This is a genomic window from Candidatus Nitrospira nitrosa (assembly GCF_001458735.1).
GTDB lineage: Bacteria > Nitrospirota > Nitrospiria > Nitrospirales > Nitrospiraceae > Nitrospira_D > Nitrospira_D nitrosa.
This window is the reverse complement of the sequence record NZ_CZQA01000001.1, coordinates 349,744-372,713: the sequence shown is the minus strand read 5'-3', so window position 1 is coordinate 372,713 and position 22,970 is coordinate 349,744. Positions and strand designations below refer to the sequence as shown.

Annotated in this window: 30 protein-coding genes; 14 read left to right on the top strand and 16 right to left on the bottom strand. The window is 56.1% G+C overall.

All coding sequences use genetic code 11. The features are described 5' to 3' along the window. The first annotated feature begins 106 nt into the window (after positions 1–106). The 8 genes from COMA1_RS01775 to COMA1_RS01740 all read left to right on the top strand — a co-directional run bounded on the left by COMA1_RS01775 (position 107) and on the right by COMA1_RS01740 (position 5,801). A complete protein-coding gene (locus tag COMA1_RS01775; protein WP_090746724.1) occupies positions 107–676 on the top strand; it encodes a carboxymuconolactone decarboxylase family protein in 570 nt (189 codons plus the stop codon). 74 nt (positions 677–750) lie between these two features. Then, on the top strand, positions 751–1,125 hold the full coding sequence (locus COMA1_RS01770) for a DsrE family protein (RefSeq protein WP_090742913.1): 375 nt from the start codon (positions 751–753) through the stop codon (positions 1,123–1,125). 70 nt (positions 1,126–1,195) lie between these two features. After that, positions 1,196–1,795 (top strand): pyridoxamine 5'-phosphate oxidase family protein, encoded by a 600-nt coding sequence (locus COMA1_RS01765; protein WP_090742912.1) that lies wholly within the window; start codon positions 1,196–1,198, stop codon positions 1,793–1,795. A 56-nt stretch (positions 1,796–1,851) separates the two neighbouring features. Continuing rightward, entirely contained in the window at positions 1,852–3,096 is a 1,245-nt protein-coding gene (locus COMA1_RS01760) for an ABC transporter substrate-binding protein (RefSeq protein ID WP_090742911.1), read from the top strand. Between the two features lie 137 nt (positions 3,097–3,233). Then, a complete protein-coding gene (locus COMA1_RS01755; protein WP_090742909.1) occupies positions 3,234–3,914 on the top strand; it encodes a Crp/Fnr family transcriptional regulator in 681 nt (226 codons plus the stop codon). Between the two features lie 121 nt (positions 3,915–4,035). Further along, positions 4,036–4,323, top strand: coding sequence for a hypothetical protein (locus COMA1_RS01750; RefSeq protein WP_090742906.1), 288 nt, complete (start codon positions 4,036–4,038; stop codon positions 4,321–4,323). A gap of 299 nt (positions 4,324–4,622) precedes the next feature. After that, a complete protein-coding gene (locus COMA1_RS01745) occupies positions 4,623–5,390 on the top strand; it encodes an SDR family NAD(P)-dependent oxidoreductase (protein ID WP_090742903.1) in 768 nt (255 codons plus the stop codon). Positions 5,391–5,492: 102 nt separating this feature from the next. Continuing rightward, complete coding sequence (locus tag COMA1_RS01740; protein ID WP_090742900.1) at positions 5,493–5,801, top strand: carboxymuconolactone decarboxylase family protein; 309 nt, start codon at positions 5,493–5,495, stop codon at positions 5,799–5,801. A gap of 142 nt (positions 5,802–5,943) precedes the next feature. On the opposite strand, the gene COMA1_RS01735 is transcribed toward COMA1_RS01740, so the two are convergent. Continuing rightward, the gene (locus COMA1_RS01735) at positions 5,944–6,426 is read right to left on the bottom strand and encodes a sterol desaturase family protein (RefSeq protein WP_141654179.1); all 483 of its coding nucleotides are present in this window, start codon (positions 6,424–6,426) and stop codon (positions 5,944–5,946) included. Positions 6,427–6,710: 284 nt separating this feature from the next. On the opposite strand from COMA1_RS01735, the gene COMA1_RS01730 reads away from it, so the two are divergent. From COMA1_RS01730 to COMA1_RS01710, 5 genes are all read left to right on the top strand, one after another. Further along, entirely contained in the window at positions 6,711–7,046 is a 336-nt protein-coding gene (locus tag COMA1_RS01730; RefSeq protein ID WP_218055283.1) for a BufA1 family periplasmic bufferin-type metallophore, read from the top strand. A 192-nt stretch (positions 7,047–7,238) separates the two neighbouring features. After that, a complete protein-coding gene (bufA1, locus tag COMA1_RS01725; protein WP_090742893.1) occupies positions 7,239–7,559 on the top strand; it encodes a BufA1 family periplasmic bufferin-type metallophore in 321 nt (106 codons plus the stop codon). A gap of 28 nt (positions 7,560–7,587) precedes the next feature. Then, positions 7,588–8,433 (top strand): MNIO family bufferin maturase, encoded by an 846-nt coding sequence (gene bufB, locus COMA1_RS01720; protein WP_090742889.1) that lies wholly within the window; start codon positions 7,588–7,590, stop codon positions 8,431–8,433. Continuing rightward, the gene (locus COMA1_RS01715) at positions 8,417–9,190 is read left to right on the top strand and encodes an HvfC/BufC family peptide modification chaperone (protein ID WP_176697774.1); all 774 of its coding nucleotides are present in this window, start codon (positions 8,417–8,419) and stop codon (positions 9,188–9,190) included. The genes bufB and COMA1_RS01715 overlap by 17 nt, the downstream gene beginning before the upstream one ends. Then, complete coding sequence (locus COMA1_RS01710) at positions 9,187–9,720, top strand: DoxX family protein (protein ID WP_090742883.1); 534 nt, start codon at positions 9,187–9,189, stop codon at positions 9,718–9,720. The genes COMA1_RS01715 and COMA1_RS01710 overlap by 4 nt, the downstream gene beginning before the upstream one ends. Before the next feature lie 92 nt (positions 9,721–9,812). On the opposite strand, the gene COMA1_RS01705 is transcribed toward COMA1_RS01710, so the two are convergent. From COMA1_RS01705 to COMA1_RS01695, 3 genes are read right to left on the bottom strand one after another with little or no spacing between them, the layout of a single operon-like run. Beyond that, positions 9,813–10,583, bottom strand: a complete 771-nt coding sequence (locus tag COMA1_RS01705) for a DUF3047 domain-containing protein (protein WP_245630807.1) — start codon at positions 10,581–10,583, stop codon at positions 9,813–9,815. A gap of 56 nt (positions 10,584–10,639) precedes the next feature. Further along, positions 10,640–12,220: a mercuric reductase gene (locus COMA1_RS01700; RefSeq protein ID WP_245630805.1), complete on the bottom strand. Its 1,581-nt coding sequence runs from the start codon at positions 12,218–12,220 to the stop codon at positions 10,640–10,642. A 45-nt stretch (positions 12,221–12,265) separates the two neighbouring features. Beyond that, entirely contained in the window at positions 12,266–13,048 is a 783-nt protein-coding gene (locus COMA1_RS01695; protein WP_090742880.1) for a TVP38/TMEM64 family protein, read from the bottom strand. A gap of 325 nt (positions 13,049–13,373) precedes the next feature. Between COMA1_RS01695 and COMA1_RS01690 the strand changes: the two genes are divergently transcribed. Then, positions 13,374–14,075: a Crp/Fnr family transcriptional regulator gene (locus COMA1_RS01690; protein ID WP_090742878.1), complete on the top strand. Its 702-nt coding sequence runs from the start codon at positions 13,374–13,376 to the stop codon at positions 14,073–14,075. Between the two features lie 55 nt (positions 14,076–14,130). On the opposite strand, the gene COMA1_RS01685 is transcribed toward COMA1_RS01690, so the two are convergent. From COMA1_RS01685 to COMA1_RS01630, 12 genes are all read right to left on the bottom strand, one after another. Next, entirely contained in the window at positions 14,131–14,331 is a 201-nt protein-coding gene (locus COMA1_RS01685) for a DUF2934 domain-containing protein (RefSeq protein ID WP_090742874.1), read from the bottom strand. 269 nt (positions 14,332–14,600) lie between these two features. Next, positions 14,601–15,377 (bottom strand): TVP38/TMEM64 family protein, encoded by a 777-nt coding sequence (locus tag COMA1_RS01680; protein WP_090742871.1) that lies wholly within the window; start codon positions 15,375–15,377, stop codon positions 14,601–14,603. A gap of 16 nt (positions 15,378–15,393) precedes the next feature. Beyond that, entirely contained in the window at positions 15,394–16,047 is a 654-nt protein-coding gene (locus COMA1_RS01675; RefSeq protein ID WP_090742868.1) for an acyloxyacyl hydrolase, read from the bottom strand. A 173-nt stretch (positions 16,048–16,220) separates the two neighbouring features. Beyond that, entirely contained in the window at positions 16,221–16,964 is a 744-nt protein-coding gene (locus COMA1_RS01670) for an NAD(P)H-hydrate epimerase (RefSeq protein ID WP_090742867.1), read from the bottom strand. 58 nt (positions 16,965–17,022) lie between these two features. Further along, positions 17,023–17,322: a hypothetical protein gene (locus tag COMA1_RS01665; protein WP_090742864.1), complete on the bottom strand. Its 300-nt coding sequence runs from the start codon at positions 17,320–17,322 to the stop codon at positions 17,023–17,025. 179 nt (positions 17,323–17,501) lie between these two features. After that, the gene (locus COMA1_RS01660; protein WP_090742861.1) at positions 17,502–18,488 is read right to left on the bottom strand and encodes a hypothetical protein; all 987 of its coding nucleotides are present in this window, start codon (positions 18,486–18,488) and stop codon (positions 17,502–17,504) included. 79 nt (positions 18,489–18,567) lie between these two features. Then, complete coding sequence (locus tag COMA1_RS01655) at positions 18,568–19,560, bottom strand: DUF3179 domain-containing protein (protein WP_218055282.1); 993 nt, start codon at positions 19,558–19,560, stop codon at positions 18,568–18,570. A 15-nt stretch (positions 19,561–19,575) separates the two neighbouring features. After that, entirely contained in the window at positions 19,576–20,094 is a 519-nt protein-coding gene (locus COMA1_RS01650; RefSeq protein WP_141654177.1) for a carboxymuconolactone decarboxylase family protein, read from the bottom strand. Next, positions 20,058–20,303, bottom strand: a complete 246-nt coding sequence (locus COMA1_RS01645; RefSeq protein ID WP_090742855.1) for a hypothetical protein — start codon at positions 20,301–20,303, stop codon at positions 20,058–20,060. Before COMA1_RS01645 ends, COMA1_RS01650 begins: the two co-directional genes overlap by 37 nt. Before the next feature lie 159 nt (positions 20,304–20,462). Then, positions 20,463–20,651, bottom strand: coding sequence for a type II toxin-antitoxin system HicB family antitoxin (locus COMA1_RS01640; RefSeq protein WP_090742852.1), 189 nt, complete (start codon positions 20,649–20,651; stop codon positions 20,463–20,465). Positions 20,652–20,855: 204 nt separating this feature from the next. Beyond that, positions 20,856–21,176, bottom strand: coding sequence for a hypothetical protein (locus COMA1_RS20860; RefSeq protein ID WP_090742848.1), 321 nt, complete (start codon positions 21,174–21,176; stop codon positions 20,856–20,858). A 561-nt stretch (positions 21,177–21,737) separates the two neighbouring features. Further along, positions 21,738–22,610 (bottom strand): PEP-CTERM sorting domain-containing protein, encoded by an 873-nt coding sequence (locus COMA1_RS01630; RefSeq protein ID WP_090742844.1) that lies wholly within the window; start codon positions 22,608–22,610, stop codon positions 21,738–21,740. Positions 22,611–22,970: the final 360 nt, after the last annotated feature.

Below are 22,970 nucleotides of genomic sequence, written 5' to 3'. Positions count from 1 at the left end.
ATCAATGGCTTAGGCATTCATGCTCCATGGCACAGCTTCTGCTGAACAGGAGAATCAATCGCGCGAATTGAAGCGCGGGCAACTCTCACTGTTCAAGGAGGTTCTCATGACTCGCATCGCACCGCTCGATCCTCAGACCACAAGCGGCCAGGCCAAACATCTCTTCGACGGCGTGCAGGGAAAACTCGGCGCCGTGCCTAACCTCATTCGAGTGCTGGGTAATGCGCCTGCCGCACTGAAGGGATATCTCAGCTTTAGTGCGGCCCTCGCAGACGGAGGTTTCAGTCCTAAAGTCCGTGAACAGCTTGCCCTGACGGTTGCTGAAACCAATCAATGTGCCTACTGCCTCAGTGCACACTCGTTTCTTGGGGGCAAGCTCGGGTTGACCCAGCAGGAGCTGGCCGATGCTCGGAAGGCCACTGCGGTCGATCAGCGGACCGAGGCCATCCTCAAATTGGCGCAAGGTATCGTTGCCCGGCGAGGGGTGCTGGAATCGACCGAGCTCAAACAAGCGCGTCAGGCCGGATTAACAGACGGCGAGATCGTGGAGGCGATTGCCCATGTCGCGCTGAATATTTTCAGTAATTACATCAATCATGTCGCCGGGACCGTTATCGACTTTCCGGAGGTCTCTCTCTCAAACGAGTGCGCCTCTTCGTCCTGCGCCTGCGACTAAGGGACAGAGGGTTTGAGGAGATTCAGGAAGTACGTTCTTTTATTCACTCATGATCAGTTGAAGCAGGAGGAACAATGAAAACAGCAATCGTCATATTGTCCGATCCCAAGAGCGGCGCGGAGGAGGCGCTGGGACGCGTATTCAATGCGCTTGCCCTGGCTGCTGAATCGAAGCAGAAAGGCGACGAAGTCGCCGTGTTGTTCAACGGGCCAGGCACCAGGTGGCCGGCGGAGTTGACCAAGCTGACGCATCCGGCTCATGCGCTCTATCAATCCGTACGCGATGTGGTCCAGGGCGCATCGTGCGCCTGTGCCGAGGTATTCGGGGCGACGGAGAGCGTGAAGTCCTGTGGAGTGGCGAGCGTGAACGACAATGCGTTGCCGGGAACTTCGGGCCTCTTGAGTCTTAGGCGCTACCTGGCGGACGGATGGAGCGTGCTGGTGTTTTGACCGGTCGAGCAGGGGTGGTGGGAAGACGGCCTCAGCCCGCCTTCCCACCCGCCCGACGGAGGGCAAGACGATGGCGGGAAAATATCTACAGATGACGATGACCGAGTCGGTCCGCTCAGCGCAGCGACGGTACTACGGACATGCATCGACGATCACCGATGTTCCTGACCGCGATCCACTCGGCGAAGCCGAGGCTCGCTTCATCGCGGATCGCGACAGTTTCTATCTGGGTTCAGTCGGCGAACAGGGTTGGCCCTATGTCCAGCACCGGGGCGGGCCGAAAGGCTTCTTAAAAATCCTTGATCCCGCCACGCTCGCGTTCGCTGATTATCGGGGAAACCGACAGCTCCTCAGCACGGGAAACCTCCATGTGAACAACCGGGTGGCGCTGTTTCTCATGGACTATAAGAACCGGGAACGGTTGAAAATTCTTGGTTATGCGCGGGTGGAAGATGCTCAGGGGAATGCGGCACTCGTTGAGCGCCTCACGCAGGGAGACACGCGGAACAAGGTGGAGCGGGTCGTCACTATTGAGGTGGTGTCCTACGACTGGAACTGCCCGAAGTACATCACCCCGCGCTATTCCCTCGACGAGGTGGAGGAGGCCGTTGCGCCGTTGAAATCTCGCATCGCCGAGTTGGAAGCACAGCTCGGGTCAGTTCGAGCGTAGAGGCGCGGTGGTGCGATCGGGCTTCCGCCGTTGCCAACGCCGAGGAGACAGGACCCATGCATAATATCTCGCGTCGAAGGTTTTTGACGCTCACAGCTGCAGCGGGTGGCGCGCTCGCGTTCGGAGATTGGCCAGATTTACTCCGGCGTCATCGGGCAGGACCTATAGCCTACGCCTCGGAACCGATCAAGGTTGGGATCATCGATCCGCTCTCCGGTCCATACAGCACGTCTTCCATCCACGACGTGCACGGCGCCAACGCGGCGGTGGAGCATTTCAATAAGAGCGGCGGAGTGTTGGGGCGGCCGGTGAGACTTGTGGAGGCCGACGATGCCTCGAATGTCCAGACCGGACTCAAAGCTGCGACCAAACTCATCAAAGAAGACCGCGTAGACTTCCTGATGGGAGCCTTGAACGGAGAGGTCGCCCTTGCAGTGGCCGATCTTGCGATAGCGGAACACACCCTCTTCATGGTGACCGGGGCACATGTTCCGGAGTTGACGGGAATCGGCTGCAACTCACACACCTTCGTGTTCATGCCGAGCGCTCGGATGTTGTCCGGATCCGTCACGCCTCATCTCGTAAAGGCTTACGGGAATCATTGGTTCATGATCACCGCCGAGACGATGGATGGGCAAGCGGCAGAACAGGCCATGACCGACGCTCTCATGGCCGAGGGCGGCGCCGTGCTCGGTTCGCTCAACACACCCTTCGGGGCAACCGACTTCACGGCAGCATTGACTCAAGCCAAGGCTGCAAAGCCCGGCGCCGTGATCCTGAATCTGTATGGCTGGGATCTCGTTCATGCGCTGAAAGCCTACAGCAGGCTTGAGCTGGCCAAAGAACAGATCGGTGTCGGTGGAATGATCAGCGGCGAACAGATTGGGCGCCCGCTTGGCTACGCCGACCATGCCGGCATCTGGGGGCTGATCTGGGATCCAAAAGTCCGGAGCGAAAGCTCTCGACGATTTATCCAAGGTGTGATCGACAAGTATCACCACACTCCCACCTCTCGCTGCTACCACGGCTATGCGGCCATGACGCAGATGCTGGAGGCAGTCCAACGGGCCGGGACCACCGACACGCAGGCGGTCATCGAAGCGCTCGCGGGACATGAATTCGACGGGTTGAAAGAGGGACGCTCCTACTTCCGCCGTTCGGATCACCAGCACGTGCAAGATGTGTTGGTGGGGAAGGCCTACGGCAAGGAACTGGGATTGGGGCACTACCAACTGCTGGACAGGGTTCCGGGCGACTCGGTTGTGAGCGCGCCCGATCAGCCGGTGTGCCGGATGCCCTGAAATCACTCCATGGCAGCGATCAACTCGCTTGCATCAGCATGCTCTTGAAGCAATTTTGAGGTAGGGATTAAGCTGTTCACTCATTAACGAAACTCGCGAACGGCAACGGAAAGCATGAGGGACAGGTGACAAGACAGATGAGCAAGCCAAATGAATTGAAGGGGTGCCCGCTTTTAGCAGGGATTCCACCTGAGGATCTTCGCCGTGACTGCCCGACGGCTCGGATTGTGGCGATCCGGCACCGTGGCACAATCTATCGGCTGGGCGATCCCACGCGTGCGATCTTTTGCGTGCTCAACGGTCAAGTCGCTCTCGCGAGGGTCAACTCGGACGGAACAGCGCTCACCACGGCGATGTTGAGAACGGGGGAATTCTTCGGCCCAGCGCTGAGTGGTGCCGCTGAAACCGAAGACACGGCGAGCGCGATCGGAGCTGTTTCGATATGGCAAACCCCGAACGATGAGTTTCGGCGCCTGTTGCTGCACCATCCCGCCGTTGCCTTGGAATGTGTATCGCTGCTTGCCCAGCGCCAGCGCCGGATGGAACGCCGGCTCGAAAGTTTCGCGTTCAAACGAATCGAGGCACGGCTCGCCGAAACCTTTCGCGAGTTGTCAGGCGGGTTCGCCGCTCGCTGCGATCATGGCTTCGGAGAACACCTCCGCCTCACCCAACAGGAGTTGGCCGACCTTGTCGGCGCAACCAGGCCGGTGGTCAGCACGATTCTCAACCGGCTCCGTGACAAGGGAGTGCTGGCATACACCCGTGACTATGTGTGCGTGCGCGGGTTCGAAGAGATTGCGAAACTGATCGATTCTTAAATCGATGCAGCACTGTTATCTAGAGAACAGCGCCATCCTGTCCCACCTGGTAGTGTGACCGTACGCTCCCATTGCGAGAGCGGCGGCGCGGCGATTCTGCGCAAACCGACAGGAGGTCACGATGAGCAAAGTCTATTTGGAGATCACGGCGAAGGTGCCCGCGAAGGATCGCGTGAAGGCGGCCGCAGTCTACTCGAAATACAAAGATCCGTTTCTCACAACGATTTGCGGCGCGGAATCCAAGGAACTCCTTGTCCGTGAAGAGGATGTGCAAGTGCTTCACGGGTTTCATTCATTAGCTTCGGCAGAGGGCTACCTCAAGAGTGCCCTATTCGGCAACGACGTCGTGAGAGAGTTGAAGCCCTACCTTGCGGCGGATCCGGAAATCCGGATTTACGAACGACGATAGAGGTTTCTTTTCGAGTCTAGCCGGTCAACTGATTGCGGCGGCGCTGATACGCCTCCTCTGGAGGGACGCAATAGCCTTAGGAGGATGGAATACATACATTAAAACATGGGAGCCTGTATGCGAAGGGTCTAGGTGTGACGAGATGAAACGGAATTTGGTGTGATGAGAAAAGGTCGTGAGGTCCATTCGTTCGTTCTTCAGGGAGTTGGGGGCCAGCTCAGCCTGGGTTCTGGTGCACAATATGTTGTCGGAAACTCGCGTCACCTCATGACAGAGGTCTTATCCATGGGAGGTTATCAATGGAACAGTCGAATCACCCCATCGCCCTTATTGTGGGAGGATCCAGCGGAATTGGTTTTGCCACCGCGAAGCTCTTGCTTGAGCGAGCGATTTCAACAGTGATTGTGGGCCATCGGTCGGACAAGCTCAACCAAGCGAAGAGCGACCTCGCCTCGTCCGGTCCGGTAGAATCCTTTCAAGCCAACTTGTATGAGCCACAGGATGTGCAGCGTCTGATCGCATTCATTGGCCATCACGACCGCTATATCAAATATTTGGTAAATGCTGCAGGCTATTTCAAGCCGACACCGTTTCTCGACCATACCGGCGAAGACTACGATGCGTATCTGAGTCTGAATCGGGCGCTCTTCTTTATTTCGCAAGCCGTCGCCAAGAACATGGCATCAAATGGTGGGGGCTCGATTGTGAACATCGGATCTATGTGGGCACGACAAGCCATTAAAGCGACGCCGTCCTCTGCCTATTCGATGGCGAAAGCAGGCCTGCATGCGCTTACGCAGCATATGGCCATGGAGTTGGCCGACCACAAGATTCGTGTGAATGCCGTCTCCCCGGCCGTGGTACACACTCCGATTTACCAAGCATTCATCGAGCCCAGTCAAGTTGACGAGACGTTAGCTTCTTTCAACGGGTTTCATCCGATCGGCCGGATCGGGACGGCTGACGATGTGGCGCGAGCCATTACATTTCTGCTCAGCGACGAGGCCAGTTGGGTAACCGGTGCGATTTGGGATGTCGATGGGGGTGTGATGGCGGGCCGGAACTAATCAGCTGCCGGGAAAGAAGCTCCTTTTTAGAGTGCAAACCTGTTACTTATCTGGAGGCATAGCAACGGTGACTCAACAATAGACCAAGATAAGGAGGTTCATATGTACGAGAGGAAGAATTTGAGCAAGCTCAAGGAACTAGAAGCCAATACCCCCGAAGCCATGAAAGCCTTTGCAGCTTTCGACAAGGCTGCGTTGTCCGGCGGCGTGATTCCACACAAGTATAAGGAACTGATGGCTATTGCTGTCGCGTTGACGACTCAATGTCCGTACTGCATTGACATTCACTCGAACAAAGCACGAGAAGTGGGTGCTTCTGAGCAAGAAATCTCCGAAGTCGTGATGGTCGCTGCAGCATTACGCGCGGGTGCAGCCATTACACACGGCACACACGCCTTGAAGGGGGTCTGAACCGCGTTCACGATTGTGTGCGGCTTGTGTACCGTCCCAGCTGCATCACGAAAGGGAAGCGGAGCCTCATGAAGAGGTTCAGGCAGACCGGCGGACCGAGGTGTTCAAGGCCGATCTTCATGCCGGTCTGCCCCAAGGCAGGTTAGGGGCAATAGGTGCCGAACGGGCGATCCCACCAGGGCCCGTTGAATCCGTAGTTGCTGTTGGTTTCCTGCACATCCGTCGAATGGTGAATCCGATGCATGTCCGTCGTGACGATGACCCACCGGAGCACCCGATCAAAGGAGGCAGGTATCCGAACATTGCCGTGGTTGAAGAGGGCCGTACGGTTGAGGACGATCTCGAAGATCACGACCGCCAGCGGAGCCATGCCCAGCACAAGGATCGACAGGGCCTTCACCGCGGTTGAAATGACGATCTCCACCGGGTGAAAACGCACCCCGAATGCTGCCAATAGGTGATGAAATCGAGGGTGATAACTGCCAAGGCGATTTCGAGCTAGGCTGGCCCTTCGACCCAGTTCAAGAGTCCCCAGCCACGGTTCTGGTCCATCACCCCGAGAATGGACAAATACGATCCAACGACCGACCTCTTTCCCATCATAGACCGTAGACAACGCGATCATACTCCTGTTCCCGAGCGTCAGAGGCACGAAACGTAGAATGGATTCTGGCAACCGGAACCATATCCCTCGATTCTTTTCAGGAATTGTAAGCTGCTTCACAGTACGGGTTTGTTCCTGTGAGTAGACTGAGCTGGTCGTGCTGGGACCCGCACGGACCTGTCCACATGGGAGCGTCGAGTTCCCATGATCTGAAAGAAAGGAGGCCTGCTGAGACACCTGTCGTGATCCCGGTCCCGCAACCAGAGAGATAGTACATACTTCATAGCTTATAAAAGGAGCGACGCATGAACATGAACAAGAAGAAAACAGCCATGATCCAATCCGCACTACTCGTTGCCCTGAGTGTGGTAGGGGCACAGACCGTAGGGGCCGAACCAAAAGCCCCGACACTTCCCAACGGCTGGGAAGCCTGCGGAGGGGTGGCCAAGGCTGGGATGAACGACTGTGCTGTCAGAACCAGTCTTCATGCTTGTGCGGGCATGGCAAAAGGTGACAACGAGCCCGATTCGTATGTCTTCTTGCCGAATGGGTTGTGCACCAAGATCGCCAAAGGCACGGTGCTGTCCATCACGAAAGACGATCTCGAAAAGATGAAACAGATGCAGATGAAAAAAATGTAGGACGGCGATCGATCTCTGTTCGCCGTTACGCATTTCACCGCGAACCCGGTATGTTTCTTGACCGGGGCGTGGTTTCCTGGGAGCCGAGAGAGGTGTCTAGCATGGAGTCACGCAGGGAACCAGCACTCGCCGGCGAGCGGTGTGCCATCAGAGCGAATCTCAGCAACGATATGTCCGAAAGGGAGATTTTCAATGAACGTCAAGATCAAGAAAAGCGCCATCGTCCATTCCACGCTACTCGTCGCATTGAGCTTGGCAGGAGCCCAATCGGCATCGGCCGCTAAGGTTCCGGAACTACCTGTAGGCTGGGAGGCCTGTGGCGGCGTCGCCAAGGCCGGGATGAATGACTGTGCCACTAAAGCCAGTCCGCATGCTTGTGCGGGTATGTCCAAGACCGACGGAGCGGCCGATTCCTATGTTTTCTTGCCAAAAGGGCTGTGCGAAAAAATCGCGAATGGTGTCGTCCTGGCCGCTACGAAAGAGGACCTGGCGAAGATAAAGGAAAAGAAATGAGCCTGAAGAGGATGTAGGTCACCTATCGATGTCTGTGTATAGTTCAACTCCGATCCCGGCTCAGGCCGGGATCGGACTGCGGTCACAACATTATCGTGAGATTCTGGAGGAGCCGCCTCCCGTCGCCTGGATGGAAGCTCATCCGGAGAACTACTTCGGAGAAGGGGGCGCGCCGCTCCGCATCCTGGAGCGGATCAGAGCCGGTTATCCCTTGAGCTTTCATGGAGTCGGGCTCTCGTTAGGCGCCATCGATCCGCTGAATCGGGCTCATCTCGCTAAACTCAAAGGCGTGATCGACCGCTTCGAGCCGTCGTTCGTATCGGAGCACCTATCTTGGAGTTCCGTCGATGGGCGCTTCTTCAATGATCTCTTGCCGCTTCCGTATACGGAAGAAAGCTTGAGTCACATCTGCGCCAGAATCGATGAAGTCCAGACTGTCTTACAACGGCCGATACTGATCGAAAATATCACCCGGTACCTGACTTGGCGAGACTCCAGCATTCCGGAGGGTGACTTCATGGCCGCAGTCATCCGGCGAACCGGCTGCGGGATTCTGCTGGATCTCAATAATCTCTACGTCAATGCCGTGAATTTCCACCTGGACCCCGTGAAGTTTCTCGAGGCTATTCCACCCGATGCCGTTTGGGAGATCCATCTGGCGGGTTTCGATCATGTCGGAAGATGGCTGGTCGATACCCATGGGCAAGCGGTCTATCCGGAAGTGTGGAGTCTGTATCAGTGGGTGCTCCACCACTTCGGCCCGAGGCCGACACTCATCGAATGGGATACGAACTTGCCGCCGTTGCCTGTGCTGCTCGAACAAGCCTCGCAGGCCGATGTCCTTCTTGGAGCCTGTTATGCCACGACTGCATGAGTTACAGAGTGCGTTCGCCGCAGCCATTGTTGAAGGGAAAAGCTTGCCGACCATCACGTCGATACAGGCTGGGTCCTCGTGGCGAAGTTTAGCCCTCTACCGTCGATTGATTCGAAACAACTACGTGCAGGCACTGACGATTACGTATCCAGTCCTCCATCGGTTGGTCGGTGATCGCTATTTCAAAGTGTTCGCACGCGGCTATCTGAAGCGGTTTCCCTCGACGAGCGGCGATCTGTTCGCGTATGGGCGGCATCTTCCGCTGTTCCTCTTTCAACTCGGAAGTCCACGTCTGCTCATTGAACTCGCCCGATTGGAGTGGGCCTGCCACGAGGTGTATCAGGCTTCCGACTCGCCGCCGCTCGTCCCCGACCAACTCAGCGCGGTGGCATCGGCCGATCCGTCACGCGTAACGTTTCATCTCAACACGGCCGTGCGACTGGTACGCTTGTCCATGCCGGTCCATCACCTATGGCATGCACTGCAATCGGACGATCCCACCACGATGGTCGCTGATCGGCCACTCCCAGATGAGGAGACCGACGTGGTCGTCACAAGAGCCAGAGGGAATATTCACGTGACCGCTCTCGCGGCGCTCGACTTCCGATTGCTGGACGCCATGGCCGACCGGAAGTCGGTCGCTGAAGTGGAGCAGATCGCCATGGAATACGATTCCGAGTTCGATTTCTCCAGGTTTTTGGCCTCCATTCTAGAGTTGAACCTGCTCAGGGGGGTCTCCACGGAGGGGCGCACATGACACGCGGCACCGGCTTGTTGACTCGCGCCCTCGATCGGGTCATTCCCATATACCACCGATTGGTCTGGGGGCTGGAGGCCTTGATTCCGCTGTTCGACCTATCCGTGCGTCTGTATCTGGCGCATATCTTTTGGAAAGGCGGGATGGTCAAACTCTCCAGTTGGATGTCGACAGTGATGCTCTTCACCATGGTCTACGATGTGCCGCTGCTGCCGCCGGAGATGGCCGCTTACGTAACGACGGCGGTTGAATTAGGCGGATCGTGCCTGTTGGCAGTCGGCCTGGCGGGCCGGTGGGCGGCCCTGGCGCTGTTCGGCCTCAACATCGTCGCCTCGATCTCGTATGGACAGGTATCCGAAGCCGCGCTCCAAGAAGCGTTCTATGTGGGGGTGTTGTTCCTGTATTTCGTCCTGCACGGGTCTGGCCGCTTATCGGCCGATTCCCTTGCGGAGTATCTGATTCGACGAAGGCACTCGACACGCATTGCCGAGGGAGATGGGGCCTCACATCCTGTCCTTGGCGGAAGGTAGGGGAGAGCAGGTACATACGGTGGGCGAAGGAGTTCCGATCATGACTCTGGCGAGGGCTCACCGCAGGAGGAACGATAAAACGCAGATTCGAGTCAGGGTCTGGTTTGCTTCTTGAGTATGATATCCCCGTAATAAGCGGTGGCCGACTCGCCGGTGTTGTCGGTATCCGTCATGATGGCGATCCCGGAGATCATGGGCGGCTCTTCCCCAAACGCGAGCTTGTAGTCTTCATAGACGTTGCGCTCTTCCGTCATCCAGGTGTTCAGCTTGGCTGGTCCGCTTTCCACGACAATCATGTGTACCTGTTCAGTGTAGGGGTTGGGCACCGCCGTTCCCACCGGGGCCCGACTTTCCCAGATATAATTGAGCGCGCCGAGCGGTGGATAGCGCCCATAGATCAGCTTGGCCGCTTCGTACTTCGCCTTGCCGAAGAGGCCGACTTTCGCACTGTCGTATTGGAAGGTGACGTAGATGCGGGCCGGGTAATCATCGCCGTCTTTTTTTGCCACGTTGCCGGCTTTTAGGATATTGGAAACTTTCCACTGCCATTGGATGATGGGGTATTCCTTCGGATCGATCAGGATTTCTTTTGTATATCCGGACGAGGAGGCCTGACTGGCGGCCTTGACGACCACGCGATCACCGTCTTTCACGAGCTGGTACGTCGTATGCTGAGCAATTTTTTGGAACGTGAGCGGCTTCCAGCCGTCCGGCCATGGTCCATCCGGCGCAGCGGTCGAAAAGGCGCCGACTTCGATGGTGGGAGGAGATCCGGCTTGGAGCCGGGCCGGATCTCCGAGGATGATTCCGACCAACAGGCACGATGCGAGACCGACGATCATGGAAGAATGAGACGCTGTCATGGGTTGGATCCTTTTCAAGTGAAGAGGTGAAACATTGTTGTTCATGATGCGCCGCGCTATCGCCGCATCCAGGCAAACAATTTGAGTAAGAGATCTTTGGTTCTCTGCGTGAAATGCGCCTTGCGCCAGAGGTTTACCACCTTTTTGTTCACTTCAGCTTGGGTGGGATAGGGATGGATGGTGGCCGCGATTGTCTTCGCCCCGGCTCCCGCCTTCATGGCGACGGCAAATTCGCCGATCATCTCGCCGGCATGATGTGCCACGATCGTGGCGCCGAGGATCGTATCGGTCCCCTTTTCGATGTGAACTCGGGCAAAGCCTTCGTCTTCTCCGTCCAGGATCGCTCGATCGACCTCGTCCAGTTTGTAGGTATAGGTCTCGACTTCGATCCCTTTTCCCTTGGCATCCCGCTCGTACATCCCGACATGGGCGACTTCCGGCTCCGTGAACGTGCACCAGGGCATGATCAATGAATCGACATTCGCATAGCCCAAGCCGAAGGGATGTGGAAACAACGCATTCTGAATGACGATCTGCGCCATGGCATCGGCGGCGTGCGTAAATTTGTACCGCGAACACACATCGCCTGCCGCGAAGATCTTGGGATTCGTCGTCTGCAATCGGGTAGTCACCGTGATCCCGTTCTTGTCATAGGCGACTCCCGCCGTCTCCAATCCGATTCCCTCCACATTCGGGGTTCGCCCGATTGCGACGAGGAGTTCATCCACCGTCACATCGTACTGACCGCCGTGCGACCCGACCGTCAGGCGCTTGCCACCTTCGGTCTTCTCGACTTGCAGGTGTTTCCCACAGCACAGTAGCTTCACCCCATCACGCGCAATCTGTTGCTCGACGATCTCCGCCGCATCGCGGTCCTCGTTCGGCATGATGCCATGTGCAGCCTCGACTAAATAGACCTGACTTCCAAAGCGGGCAAACGATTGAGCCAACTCGCATCCGATGGGACCGGCTCCGATCACTCCGATGCGCTGTGGCAACTCCGTCAATGAAAAGACCGTTTCGTTCGTGAGGTACCCGGCTTTCTGCAACCCGGGTGTTGGAGGAGCCGAAGCTCGTGCGCCGGTGCAGATCGCCGCTTTCGCAAAGGTCAAGGTCCGATCACCAGATGGTCCCGCGACGTGGATACGATCGTTTCCGACGAAATGGCCGTTGCCGATATAGATGTCTACGCCCAATTTGGCATATCGATGCGCGGAATCGTTCTGACTGATCCGCGCACGTAACTTCCTCATGCGCGCCATGACGGCGCCGAAATCGTACGTCACGCCGGCCGGAATCTCGAGCCCGAACTCCTTGGCGCGTCGCAGATCGGCCCAGGCTCTGGCCGCGCGGATCATGCCTTTCGAGGGAACACAGCCGACATTGAGACAGTCCCCACCCATCAAATGCTTTTCAATCAGGGCCACTTTGGCGCCCAGGCTTGCGGCCACGACCGCCGTGATCAGTCCCGCCGTGCCGGCTCCGATGACCACGATGTTGTAGCGACCGGTCGGCTCCGGGTTGACCCAATCGGGAGGATGCACGTTGGCGATGAGTTGCTGGTTGTACTCGTCATTGGGAAGAACCAACGACTGCTCGTGCGTACTCATTTCGACGATCCCTGGTAGAGGCTTCATTATTGCGTAGCATCCTTTCTTGTCAATCGTTACTCGAAGACGCATTCATGACGCTGGTTTGGCTGCAAACCGCTTGTAGACGACCGGGATGAGCGCGAGCAGTCCTAAAAGGACAAAGGCCCCGATCACATTCGGCGATGCGATTTCTTTGAGGGAGTTGATGGTGCCGAGTTGGCGTCCCGCATAGGCGTACACGAAGGATCCAGGAATGATGCCGAGCGCCGTAGCTCCAATGTACGTTCCCGCGCGCACGCGGGTCAGGCCGGAGACCAGATTGACCACGAAGAACGGAAAGAGCGGAATCAGTCGCAACGTCAGCAGGTAACTGAAGGCGTTCTTGGTGAAGCCTTCTTGGAACGGTTTCAGCGATGTCCCAAACTTTCGCTCCACGGTGTCCCGCAACACATACCGTGCGGTGAAAAACGCGAGGGTTGCGCCGGTCGTTGCCCCGAGATTCACGAATACTGTTCCCAGGACGGCACCGAACGTGAAACCTCCGGCGAGCGTGAGAATGACCGCACCCGGTAAGGACAAGCCGGTGACGATCGCATAAGCGGCAATGAAGACACCAACCGCCGCGACATAGTTGGCCTCCGTAAACGCCAGGAGATGATCGCGATTGTCCTTGAGGGCGTCCAACGATAAGAACCGCCCAAGATCGAAATAAAAGAAGGCGCCGATCGCCAGTCCGATTACCAGCGCGAGGATCACCTTGCCAGACAGATGCGCCTTCGTGGACGTGGAGGATGGCGTATCCTGGTCCAAAGGAGGGATCGGATCGTGTGTCTCAATCTGAGGCTGAGGTCCGTCCGCGCACGGTGTTTCCATCGGTTGGGCTCCCTTCGTGTAGCTGGGTGAAACCAGGTAGAGATTCGGTTGCGGCGCAGGTGTTCTGGAATCATCTTCTCTCAACATGATGTCACGATAACCCACTCACCGCTGAAGTTCTGTGAGCCAGTTCACAGTTAGAAGCCAGCCAGGAGGAAAAACCTATAACCAACCGTGATTTTGGAGTTATTTCACGGATATGTCGGTGAGATGACAGCGCCCGCTTGGGAAAGACCGTCCAACTGCAAGAACCTCCCATCAGGCGATCTATTGCCTTATAAGGGAGAAATCTCTAGATTGACGTTCTGAACCGACAGGAGATGTGATGGAACAGCCTTCTTCCTCCACGAATAAGCTGTGGTACCTCAAGCATATTCGCTTGTTCGACGGGATCTCTCCATCTGAAATGCAGGAAATGGAGAAGATTACACGCATGGAAGAGGTCAAAAAGCGCCAGCCTCTCTACCTTCCCGGTGATCCAAGCAGCAACGTATACCTTCTGAAAAAAGGGCGTGTCAAAATTGCCAATAGCGCGCCCAGCGGCAAAGAGGTCACATTCGACATCCTGGAGCCGGGCGAAGTGTTCGGTGAGCTGGAGGTGTTGGAAGACGCTCCTCGCTCGACATCTGCGGAGACGCTCGATGACACACTGATCTGTGTGATCCCTCGAAAAGACTTCGATCAGTATCTCGCGATGCATCCGAACGTGACAGTGAAGCTCACCAAGCTCATCGGCCTACGGCTGAGGAAAATCCAGAGCCGCGTCGAAGATCTCGTTTTTCGTGACGTGCCGGCGCGTTTGGCTCATCTGCTTGTCGAACTCAGCAAGAGCGACGGCGTGAAAGAGGCCACCGGCATACGCCTGAAGGCCAAGTTGACCCACCAGGAGATGGCAAACCTGATCGGCTGCAGTCGCGAAACGGTGAGTAGTACCCTGGGACAATTCCGTGACGACGGTCTGGTTCGGCTCGATGGTCGTACCATTACCATCGTCGATGAAAAAGGGTTATCACGGGTCTTCGCGTAACCCTAAGCCCCACTTCTATCTCCTACGGACAAACGTGTCAGCGGCGGACAACGGGCTAGCCACGAGGCGGTGTCTTGCTCTCGTACCGTTCAAGCACTCGTCGCTCGGCTTCCACCCAATGCTCAACATCACGCCCGTGTCCGCACCCGCCCTCACAGAAGAGCTGGTAAGCTAGCGCACGGATTTCATCTTGTACGATCTCGGGGTCCGTCACGGACGGGTTCTCTTTCTTGACTGCTTGTTTCTCTTTGCCCATAACCCCTCCCTCTTTCTGTGAGATGGCCAGGTTGTTCCCGCTTGTCCGTCCTTTTGCCAGCTTTTTCAAGATACGACTGTAAGCCACCTCACAACCAGCAAGAGATTTCACCAAGGGTAAGGCCCGGTGTCCGAGTCGAGGTGGATGGTGCCCATGCTCGCTAAGCAGATGACTATGAGGACTGCCCGGCTGGCGGAGCGGGGAGTGCCGACGGGGACGAGCACAGTCGGGACTATCGGATGGAGCAGGAACAATGACCGTTGATCACTTTAGCTCAATGGTCGCCCGCAGGAGTCGCATCGAGAGGAACTGTCGGGACCGGAAGTTACCGGCTGTGTAGGAGAAATATGGAGCGGCGTTGCGACCGGCATATCACCTCGCAGAAGACGAACCCAACGAGCGGTAGGATACCGGGTGACCAACTTTGGGACGAGCAGGAGCATGGCCACCATGGTCAGCCCCAGTACGATCAACAGCCACTCCCCGGAGATTACGGTGCTACCCGCGTACGTCAGCGCGTAGGTGGGAACAATCATTCCCAGCAGCGTCGCCAGGGCAAAGGCCTTCAGTGACATGTTCGTCAACCCCGCGCCGTAACTGATGAGGTCAAAAGAAAACAGTGGGATCAATCGAGACAAGAATACGAAGATGGCCAAGTGCCGATCCGAACAGCGCTCGCAAAAACTGATTTCGGTTCGAAAGATCCGAGTCATGGCCTCCCGTCCCAGAGCTCGACCGATAAGAAAACTGAGGATGGCTCCAATCTCCGCACCGGTGACGGCATAGATCGTTCCAAGGGTCACGCCGAATGTCGCTCCTGCGGCCAAATCCAAGGGTAGACTAGGGATGGGGCTGATGACGACGGCGGTCGCCATCAGCGTCATAAACAGGATCGGGCCGAAGGGGCCGGCTGCGCGCAGATGGTCGGTTATCTGTTCAGGTTTCCGCAGTTCTCCAAGATCAAACCTGGATGCCGCTGCGTACGCGCCGATCAGAACGGCGAGCAGTACGCCAAGTTTGATCCAGCCGGTTCCTGTGGCCGCCATACCGTCTTTCGATCTATCAAAAGAACCCGGGTGTGAAGAATGAAAGCCCAATATAGGGCAGTATTCCGTTGACCCCGGTATTTCGGTCGCCGAGATTGGAGTTCGAAATGTGGTGCAACCGTACGCCCATAGTCCAGATCATACGATCGGTCGCAAAATAATGCACACCGGGTCCGGTTTCCAACACAAATTCGAACTGCGTGCTTTGCTCAGGGATTCGCGGAGCGAGATTGGTCCAGATCATACCCGCGCCGGCGTCCCAGAACGGCACCCATCGCCCGAACGACAGAAAATTATATTTCAGGAGGAACGACCCTCCTGCCGCTTCTGCCGCAAACGGTTCGATAAAGCGTGCAAACACCGGTTGAACGAGGAGTTCGACGTTGCCTTTCCACCAACTGTTCCCCAAGGGATCGGTCAAGACCACACCAAGACGCGGCATCACAAAAACGGCGCTGCGATTCGCGGAGGGGCCGTTTCCAACTACGGTCGTGCCCTGCGCATATCCCAGCGTCCCGCCGAGTTCGACCGTGCCTTTCGACAGCCGATCGCCAGCCTCGAAGGAGGATTGCGCTCTCGCTCCACTGACCTCGACCCAGAGTATGACGAGTACGAAGGCCAAGAACGATACAAAATAGCCGATCGGTCGAGCTCGCTCAGTACTTAGCATTATTCAGCTCCTTGCGCCATTCAATGTGGTACTCCTGACGTATACCCATTCGAGCGTGTGTATCATCCTCCATTGGAGATGGCATGTTACGGCACAGGCATACTGCTGGTCTGTTACGTGTCTTACAGAACAGGCGTTGTCAGGATTGAGCCGTGTCCGGCGAGGGTGAATCACTATCGGCAGATCAACGGGATCCAGAAACTCTTTGCGAACGGATTGACGTACGACAATCCCAGACGACGATACGTCTGCTCGGGAATGCCGATGTCGGCCAGGAAGAGCTGTCCTGTTCGCTGAGGCAGTAGGCCTGTTTTTGGCAGAGCCAAGGTCATGGTCCAGTGGGGCCTGATGCACTCACCAGGCGTTTGGCCGGTCGTGGCGTCCAATCCGGAGGGAACATCCAGCGCCAAAATCGGCGTTCCTGTGCCGTTCGCCCAGTGAATCAGCTTCGCGACCGGATTTCGAGGCGCAGAGCGGAGTCCGTACCCGATGAGAGCATCGATAATGAGATCGGCCCGCTCACCACCCAAGGAGTCCCTCGCGATCTCTTCTCCGTTCGTCGACTGGAAGATCTTCCGCTGAAACGCCGGAACCTCCTCAAGACAGTCCGGTTCCGCAATACAGAGCCGGACATTGATTCCATGATTGGCCAGATGACGGGCGGCACAGATTCCTCCGCCGCCATTGCCTCCGCTATCGGTCAGCACGACGATGGTTGCCTTGCTCCACACGTCGCCGAGCACTGCAATGGCGAGCAGTGCCAGATTGCGCCCGGCGTTCTCCATCATTTGGAACAGGTTGGGCCCAGTCTCTTCACCGGCGATGTGGTCCACATCACGCATCTGCTCAGCCGTTACTGCGGGAACTTCAATCCCGCTGTCCGTGAAAAAGCGCAAGGGCTGGGGAGTGGGTATCATTCAGCGTATACCAGCAACTGCATGCCGATAATTACGACCAGGAGTCCCCAGGCTCGGTTCATTCAAATGCCGCCGTTTCAGCAGAGACCGTCTGTCCTGTCTCCAGGAGATGCATAATGGCAACCGCACCCGTCAGTAACCCTGCGTTCCAGCGGCGAACGAGCCGAAGATAATTCGTATCCCCATAGCTAGGATCCAAGCGAATGGCCTGGCGGTATTTTTGGAGCCCTTTCTCGACGGAGCCAGAGGAGAAGCATCCTAGCCCCAGGCCAGCCCAGGCAGCGGCGATGGAAGCATCCTGACTCACTGCGGTCTGCCACTGCTCGATGGCGGATTCCAATTCACCGTATTCGAACAAGGCGAAGCCGAGATTGCTCCTGGCTACTGCATTGTTCGACAGGAAACTAAATGGCCTTCTGGATCAGCATGAAGCCCGACACTTCTATTGGTCGAATCCAACTGGATCACACGAAGATCAACTTCAGTAATTCTCACTTCCTTTTTTCGACTCTCGCAAGAAGACACGTCATGTAAGGCTTACCTCTCAACCAACAGTGCCAAAATGAACAACTTGCCGATGATATCCAGATAGGTCTTCAGATCCTGACTGGATGTGGGACTATTTCGTACCCGCACATCTCTGAGAAGGCGCACGAAGGCATTCCCGCCCTGAGGCGGTGTCTGTCTTCCGAGAAGGTGATGGCTCGTCGGGGCGCCTGGTGTTCGGAAGGCCAGATGAGTCTCTCCGCTCCCGACAATCGTGTAGCCTTTGATCGGAAGCGTCCCTTCAAGCCATTCAGCCTCTAGGTTGCTCTGCAGAGGCCTCACTACGTAGTAGGCCTTCACCAGCGTGGCGTTCAGCTGGTTGGCCAGGTTTATTTCGGCCTGGCTGACAGCTTCTCCACCCAGGAGTCCACGTCGCACAAGACGGATGTCCGAGCCTAGACTCGCAAGGGTCTCGCCAAGGCGCGACCCGACTTCTCCCACGGGTGGGGAATACCACCTCGATCCGGTTGGAGCAAACACCAACGCTTCACCTTGGATCACATGATCAGGGTAGCCCAACTTGAACGTCATGGGGGTCGGCGACTCATTCCCGACAAGGTCACTCAGTAATCGATAGGCTGGAAGGTTTTTGAATGTGTCGTAGGGAACAATGTCATAGCCGGCAGCCTGTAGATCTTCCACGAGTTGTGTATAGGCTTGATCAGCCAGCGATTGCATCCGATCTTCGGCGAGATCCAAGACGAGTGCTTTATGCACGTTGGGAGCGATGTGGCTCTCTCCGGGCAATCGATGACGTTGACCTGTGGTGAGGGGGATCAGCAGTTTCGTGTCGAATTCCATCCCGAACGAGGTGATCGCGAGCCTTTGATGAGGCAGGTGGCTCAAGCCCTCCGTTTCAATAAACCGCTCAGCCAGTGCCACGTACGATGGCTGGTCGGTGTAGAGACTCGTATCGGCGCAACCGGAGACCGATGAGCCAATCAGAAAAAGGATGATGACTATGCGGAGAGGTGGCATCGGATGCCTCCTTTTGATACGTCACTGGAGTGCAACTCGGCGTCTGTCTCGGATGTCGGTTCACTACCGTCTCCACTCCTCAAGGTGGATTGAACACCAACGTGTCCGGATGGAATGCATACCAGGCGAACCAGAAGGCCGTTACGGAGGGGATCGATTTCCCCTGTTCGTCGAGTATCGAGGCGCTGCGGGACGCGGTGTTGAAACGCACAGTCACTCGCTGCCCGTTCACCTGGTCGACTATTGGCGACGACACTTGTTTCAACTCGACAAATGGATAGGCTTTGGCCGTCCCGTCGATCTCGATGCCTACGACCCACTCCTTGGGGTGGTAGCGTGAGTCGACATGGGTGGTGTCAAAAAACAGCTCGGAGCTTTCGCCATATCCTGCATACGGATCGCGACCGTAGTTGCGAAATGACGCAGCTCTCATCGAGAGGACGACGGTGGACGGGTGTGCGGTGCGCCATTCCCCCCAGATCGTATGTGCCAGGACAATCGGCGAGAGCTTCTTTCCAGTCAGTGGGCCAGCAACCGCATGCATCCCGACTTGTGACCAGAGGCTCTCCGTCTGGTGGTCATACATGAGTAGGTCGCTTTGATAGAGCAGGCCGGAGACGCCAAAGGTATGTCTCCGTCCCTGTGCCTCAGCCTCGAAGGCCATGCCGGTGCCGCAGAGGGGGCAATAGGTGACGACGACGGCCTTCCCACCGATCCCGTCGTTGACGATTTCATGCCAATTGAGAATCTTTACCGGATAGGCCTTAGCCTCCTGGCCTGCGGCGAGCCCAAGTACTCGATCCTCATTGTGGAGGAACGTGGCTTCCTGGGCGGATATGAATGTGGGAGTCAGAATGGCCGGAATACCGTCTTTCCCAGGACCGCCGTCGACGAGTTGATCCAAGGGGACGCTGTGGTGTGTCAGATCGAAAGTGGTGGTTGGGATCTTTCTGAGTCCCAACCAGGCGATCAAGATTACTACGGCGCCACCCGTGAGGATTAAGGCCCAGCGCCACTGTGGGGAAGTGAGACGGTGCCACCAGGTCCTATTCATCGGCGAAGCGAATGTCATCGGTGGTCATTCGGGTTATCGGGCGTTTCCGTGACCTATTTCGTCTGTCTCAGTATGAAGAGCCTCAACGTCTGAGAGATATCGGCTGAACGCCTGAAATATCTCAAGCAAGGACAGAATTATGTCGCATCGCTGATGGCCCATCGGACTCATACGAAACGCATTGGGGAATGCGCTGATCAGGTATGTGCCATTCCTATTCGTAGTGATGGCCAACGCGACCATTTGTCTGGTTCGAGTATCAAGAGCTTCAAGATCGATAGCATCCTTAAAGAGTTCCCAAGCTGCGTCGAGATAGGCGGGCATTCTCTCCAGCGAGGCGAACAAGTCGGGCACGAACGTAGTCCTGAATGTCTCGGTGATGTTCAGAAAGACCGTCTGTGCGGCCAAACGGCGTGAGCCTTCAGCCTCATGTTGGAACAATTCCAACGGCTCGATTGTTGTCCGGGGAAAAGTCGACTTGACGTGCTCCACTTTGTTGTTTCCTGCCGTCGGGTTCACTGGTCGCACATCCGAATGATCTCCGATAGCCATTCTCTGCTCGGTGTGCCGAACAGGGTCGTTACCCCATTGATCACGATAGCCGGCAGAGCCTTAAAGCCAATTGCGTTCGCTTCATCCGCAGAGAGCGGATGAAGCGTCACGGTCCATGTCGGATACGCCGCCTCGATATCTTTCGCGAGTGAGAGAATCGAGGGCTGTGACAGGCATCCGTTATGGAAATATAAGTCCACTCGCCGCATGGGCACAGCATAGGGCGGCCCAGGTAATGGAATCTGTAAGCTGGGTTACAGGAGCGGGATCAAGAGATCAGGAATGAGCAAGGAGGAGCTGAGCGAATGGCGAATTTTCGGATTCAGATACTGCTGCTCTCACATTGGCAGAAGGGTGCTCTGTAGCTCTTATAGTAGAAGGCTGAGTTCGGACACCTTTCGCAACGCTTCCATGAGTGTGAGATCGAAGTTCAAACGATACAGGTTGGCTTGGAGCGCTTCAAGTGTTTCTCCGTGGGCCCAGTGGTCCGGAAAGTTCGGGAGATAGCCTAGCCATTGCTTCTCCTCATCCAAATAGTAGCATTTGATGCCTTGCATGACTTACCCCATTCGTGACGACGGACATGAGTCGAAGAATGAACAGATCAAAAGGCTACAGGCACCTTCCAATATGCGATCCAGGATCGGTCAACGAGTTTTTCTGAGAGCATCTCCATGGCCGCGTTCTAGGTGGCACAGGCTTGTGTCACGTTCAGCAGGGGACACGATGACAGGATCATGGAGAGTCGAAGTCAATGGTCTTCAGCGGTTGCTGATCATCGCAAACATGAGCTCTTCAACTCGTGCGCGGCGCTTGCTCTGTGCGCGCGACATGGGGCGAGGTAGGGTCGGTGTCTGACTATGAAACCGAGCGTGCTCTTTCGGATCAGACGGCTGATAGTGCTCTAGATCCTTGACGAGTTCTGGTTCTTGATGCTGGCCGGTGAGCTCTTGGTGCAGTTGCCAGAGTTTCACCTGTAGCTCTTCGAACGACTCCCCTTGTACCTCGTACTCAGGGTAGCCTTCTAGGTAGCCGCGCCAGCCGTTGTCGTCTTGCCAGAGGATGTATTTTGAAGAACGCATTTGGAAAGTATAGCCGGACATTTTATATGCGCAAGTGAAGAGGGGGAAACAACCGATGGGACGGGCCGAAGCGATACTTTTCGCTGGACGACCAATGACTTAAGATCTGGAACCTTCTTGCGATCCCAATCCTATGTATATGCGTCCTTGTATCATGCGGCGTTCCTTCAACGCCTCCAGGAGTTGGACGAAATGGCTGAGTGAATCGGGGAATGTGCTGTGGCACTGAAAGCACGTTGATGATTCTCGCTCCGTCCTGGAATCGGATCGTTTTATGAACAGTGAAGCACTCAGTTTGAGCCGCATTGATGTGGAGAAGTATCCAACCCTCACCTGGAACCCCTCTCCATGGATGCACGAAGTCAGTAGGCCCCGGTACTCTGTTTTGGAAGAGGAGGGGCGTATCTGCAAGCATGAGAACGAATCAAACTGAAGATCGGCGGCTTAATGTGGGTAAGTAAGAACGATGACATGCTTCGCCTTGCGCGCAGCGATCTGTACTGGAAATACCGGAAGCCCCAGCCGTGTCATGCTGGGGCTTCCGTCATGAAGCGATAGCGGCTATTGCCGACGAAGCTGTCTCGATAGTGCCAACGCGGCTAGTCCGGTCATCATCAGGATAAGGGTTGTGGGTTCGGGGACGGCCGAAACCCGTGCCTGTGGCTCAGCATAGATAAAATCATCCATGACGACGAGATCAAGCGACCCTATCTCATTCACTCCGGCGCCGAGAGCCGTATTTCCATTGGTAATGCGAACGCGTGCGATCTGTTCTCCTGCGTTGAATGCGACTCCGGCAAACGAGAGGCTCTCATTCCCTGTTGTTCCAACCGGTGCGAATATGCTCGTAAGGAGACTGCCGCTTGGATCAAAGTACTCAATCCTGGTTGTGTTGGCGAGATCGACATCGGTAAATACAGAACCAAATGCACTCACAGCTGCCGGTGTACTGCTACCAGAAACAAAAAAGTTGATATCGACAACATTACTGCCGATCGCGGTGAAGAGCCGTTGCGGGCTGAAGGTGGCGAAGAGGTCAGGATAGGTCGGGTTGATCGTGCCGAACTCGACCGCGTCGATCCCTGCATTTGCGCTCACTTGAACTGCCGTCCCTGGGGTGGAAAATTCGGCACCACGCGGGGAGTTGGCATTGAAGAAATTGTTCGGAAGGTTATTGGGAGCGGCGAACCCATTCGGGACACCGTCCCAATTGATCTCACGACGCCCGCTCGGAAAGCTCCCTGCTACGTTTGGATTCACCGGATTACCAGCCGCATTGCGAAAGGCATCGACGGTTGATTGGATTGACGCGGCTGTATTGTTCCCTCCGACGGAGAACGTGATCGGCGTGGCAACCGCGGTGTCTGTGAATCCAGTGGTAAGAGCAACGATTGCGAGAGTTGCATATTTCAATTGATTTGAACGTTTCATCATAAGGGAAGCTCCTCTCTGGGTTGAAGAATGGTGTAGTCCTTCACAGTGTCAACGATCTGCTGCACGGCCCGGATTCATGGATACGAGGACCGGTGAGGCTCGTGCGGGATTCATGATCAGGCCCACATCTTCCATAATCAAAACCACCCATTCCCGGACTCTGAATTCATTTCACGATGTGTTCAACAATGGGACAATGCCGGAACTGGCGGTTTTTGAGTTGTTAAGGGATGCATAATAAATACCAAGCATAAGAATCATTACATATCAGTCCGTTACACTTTCAGGTACTTTACTGGAGGAGCCAGAGTGTAAATTGTTCTAACAGGTCGTTGATAGCCCGTTTTGTGCTAACCGGAT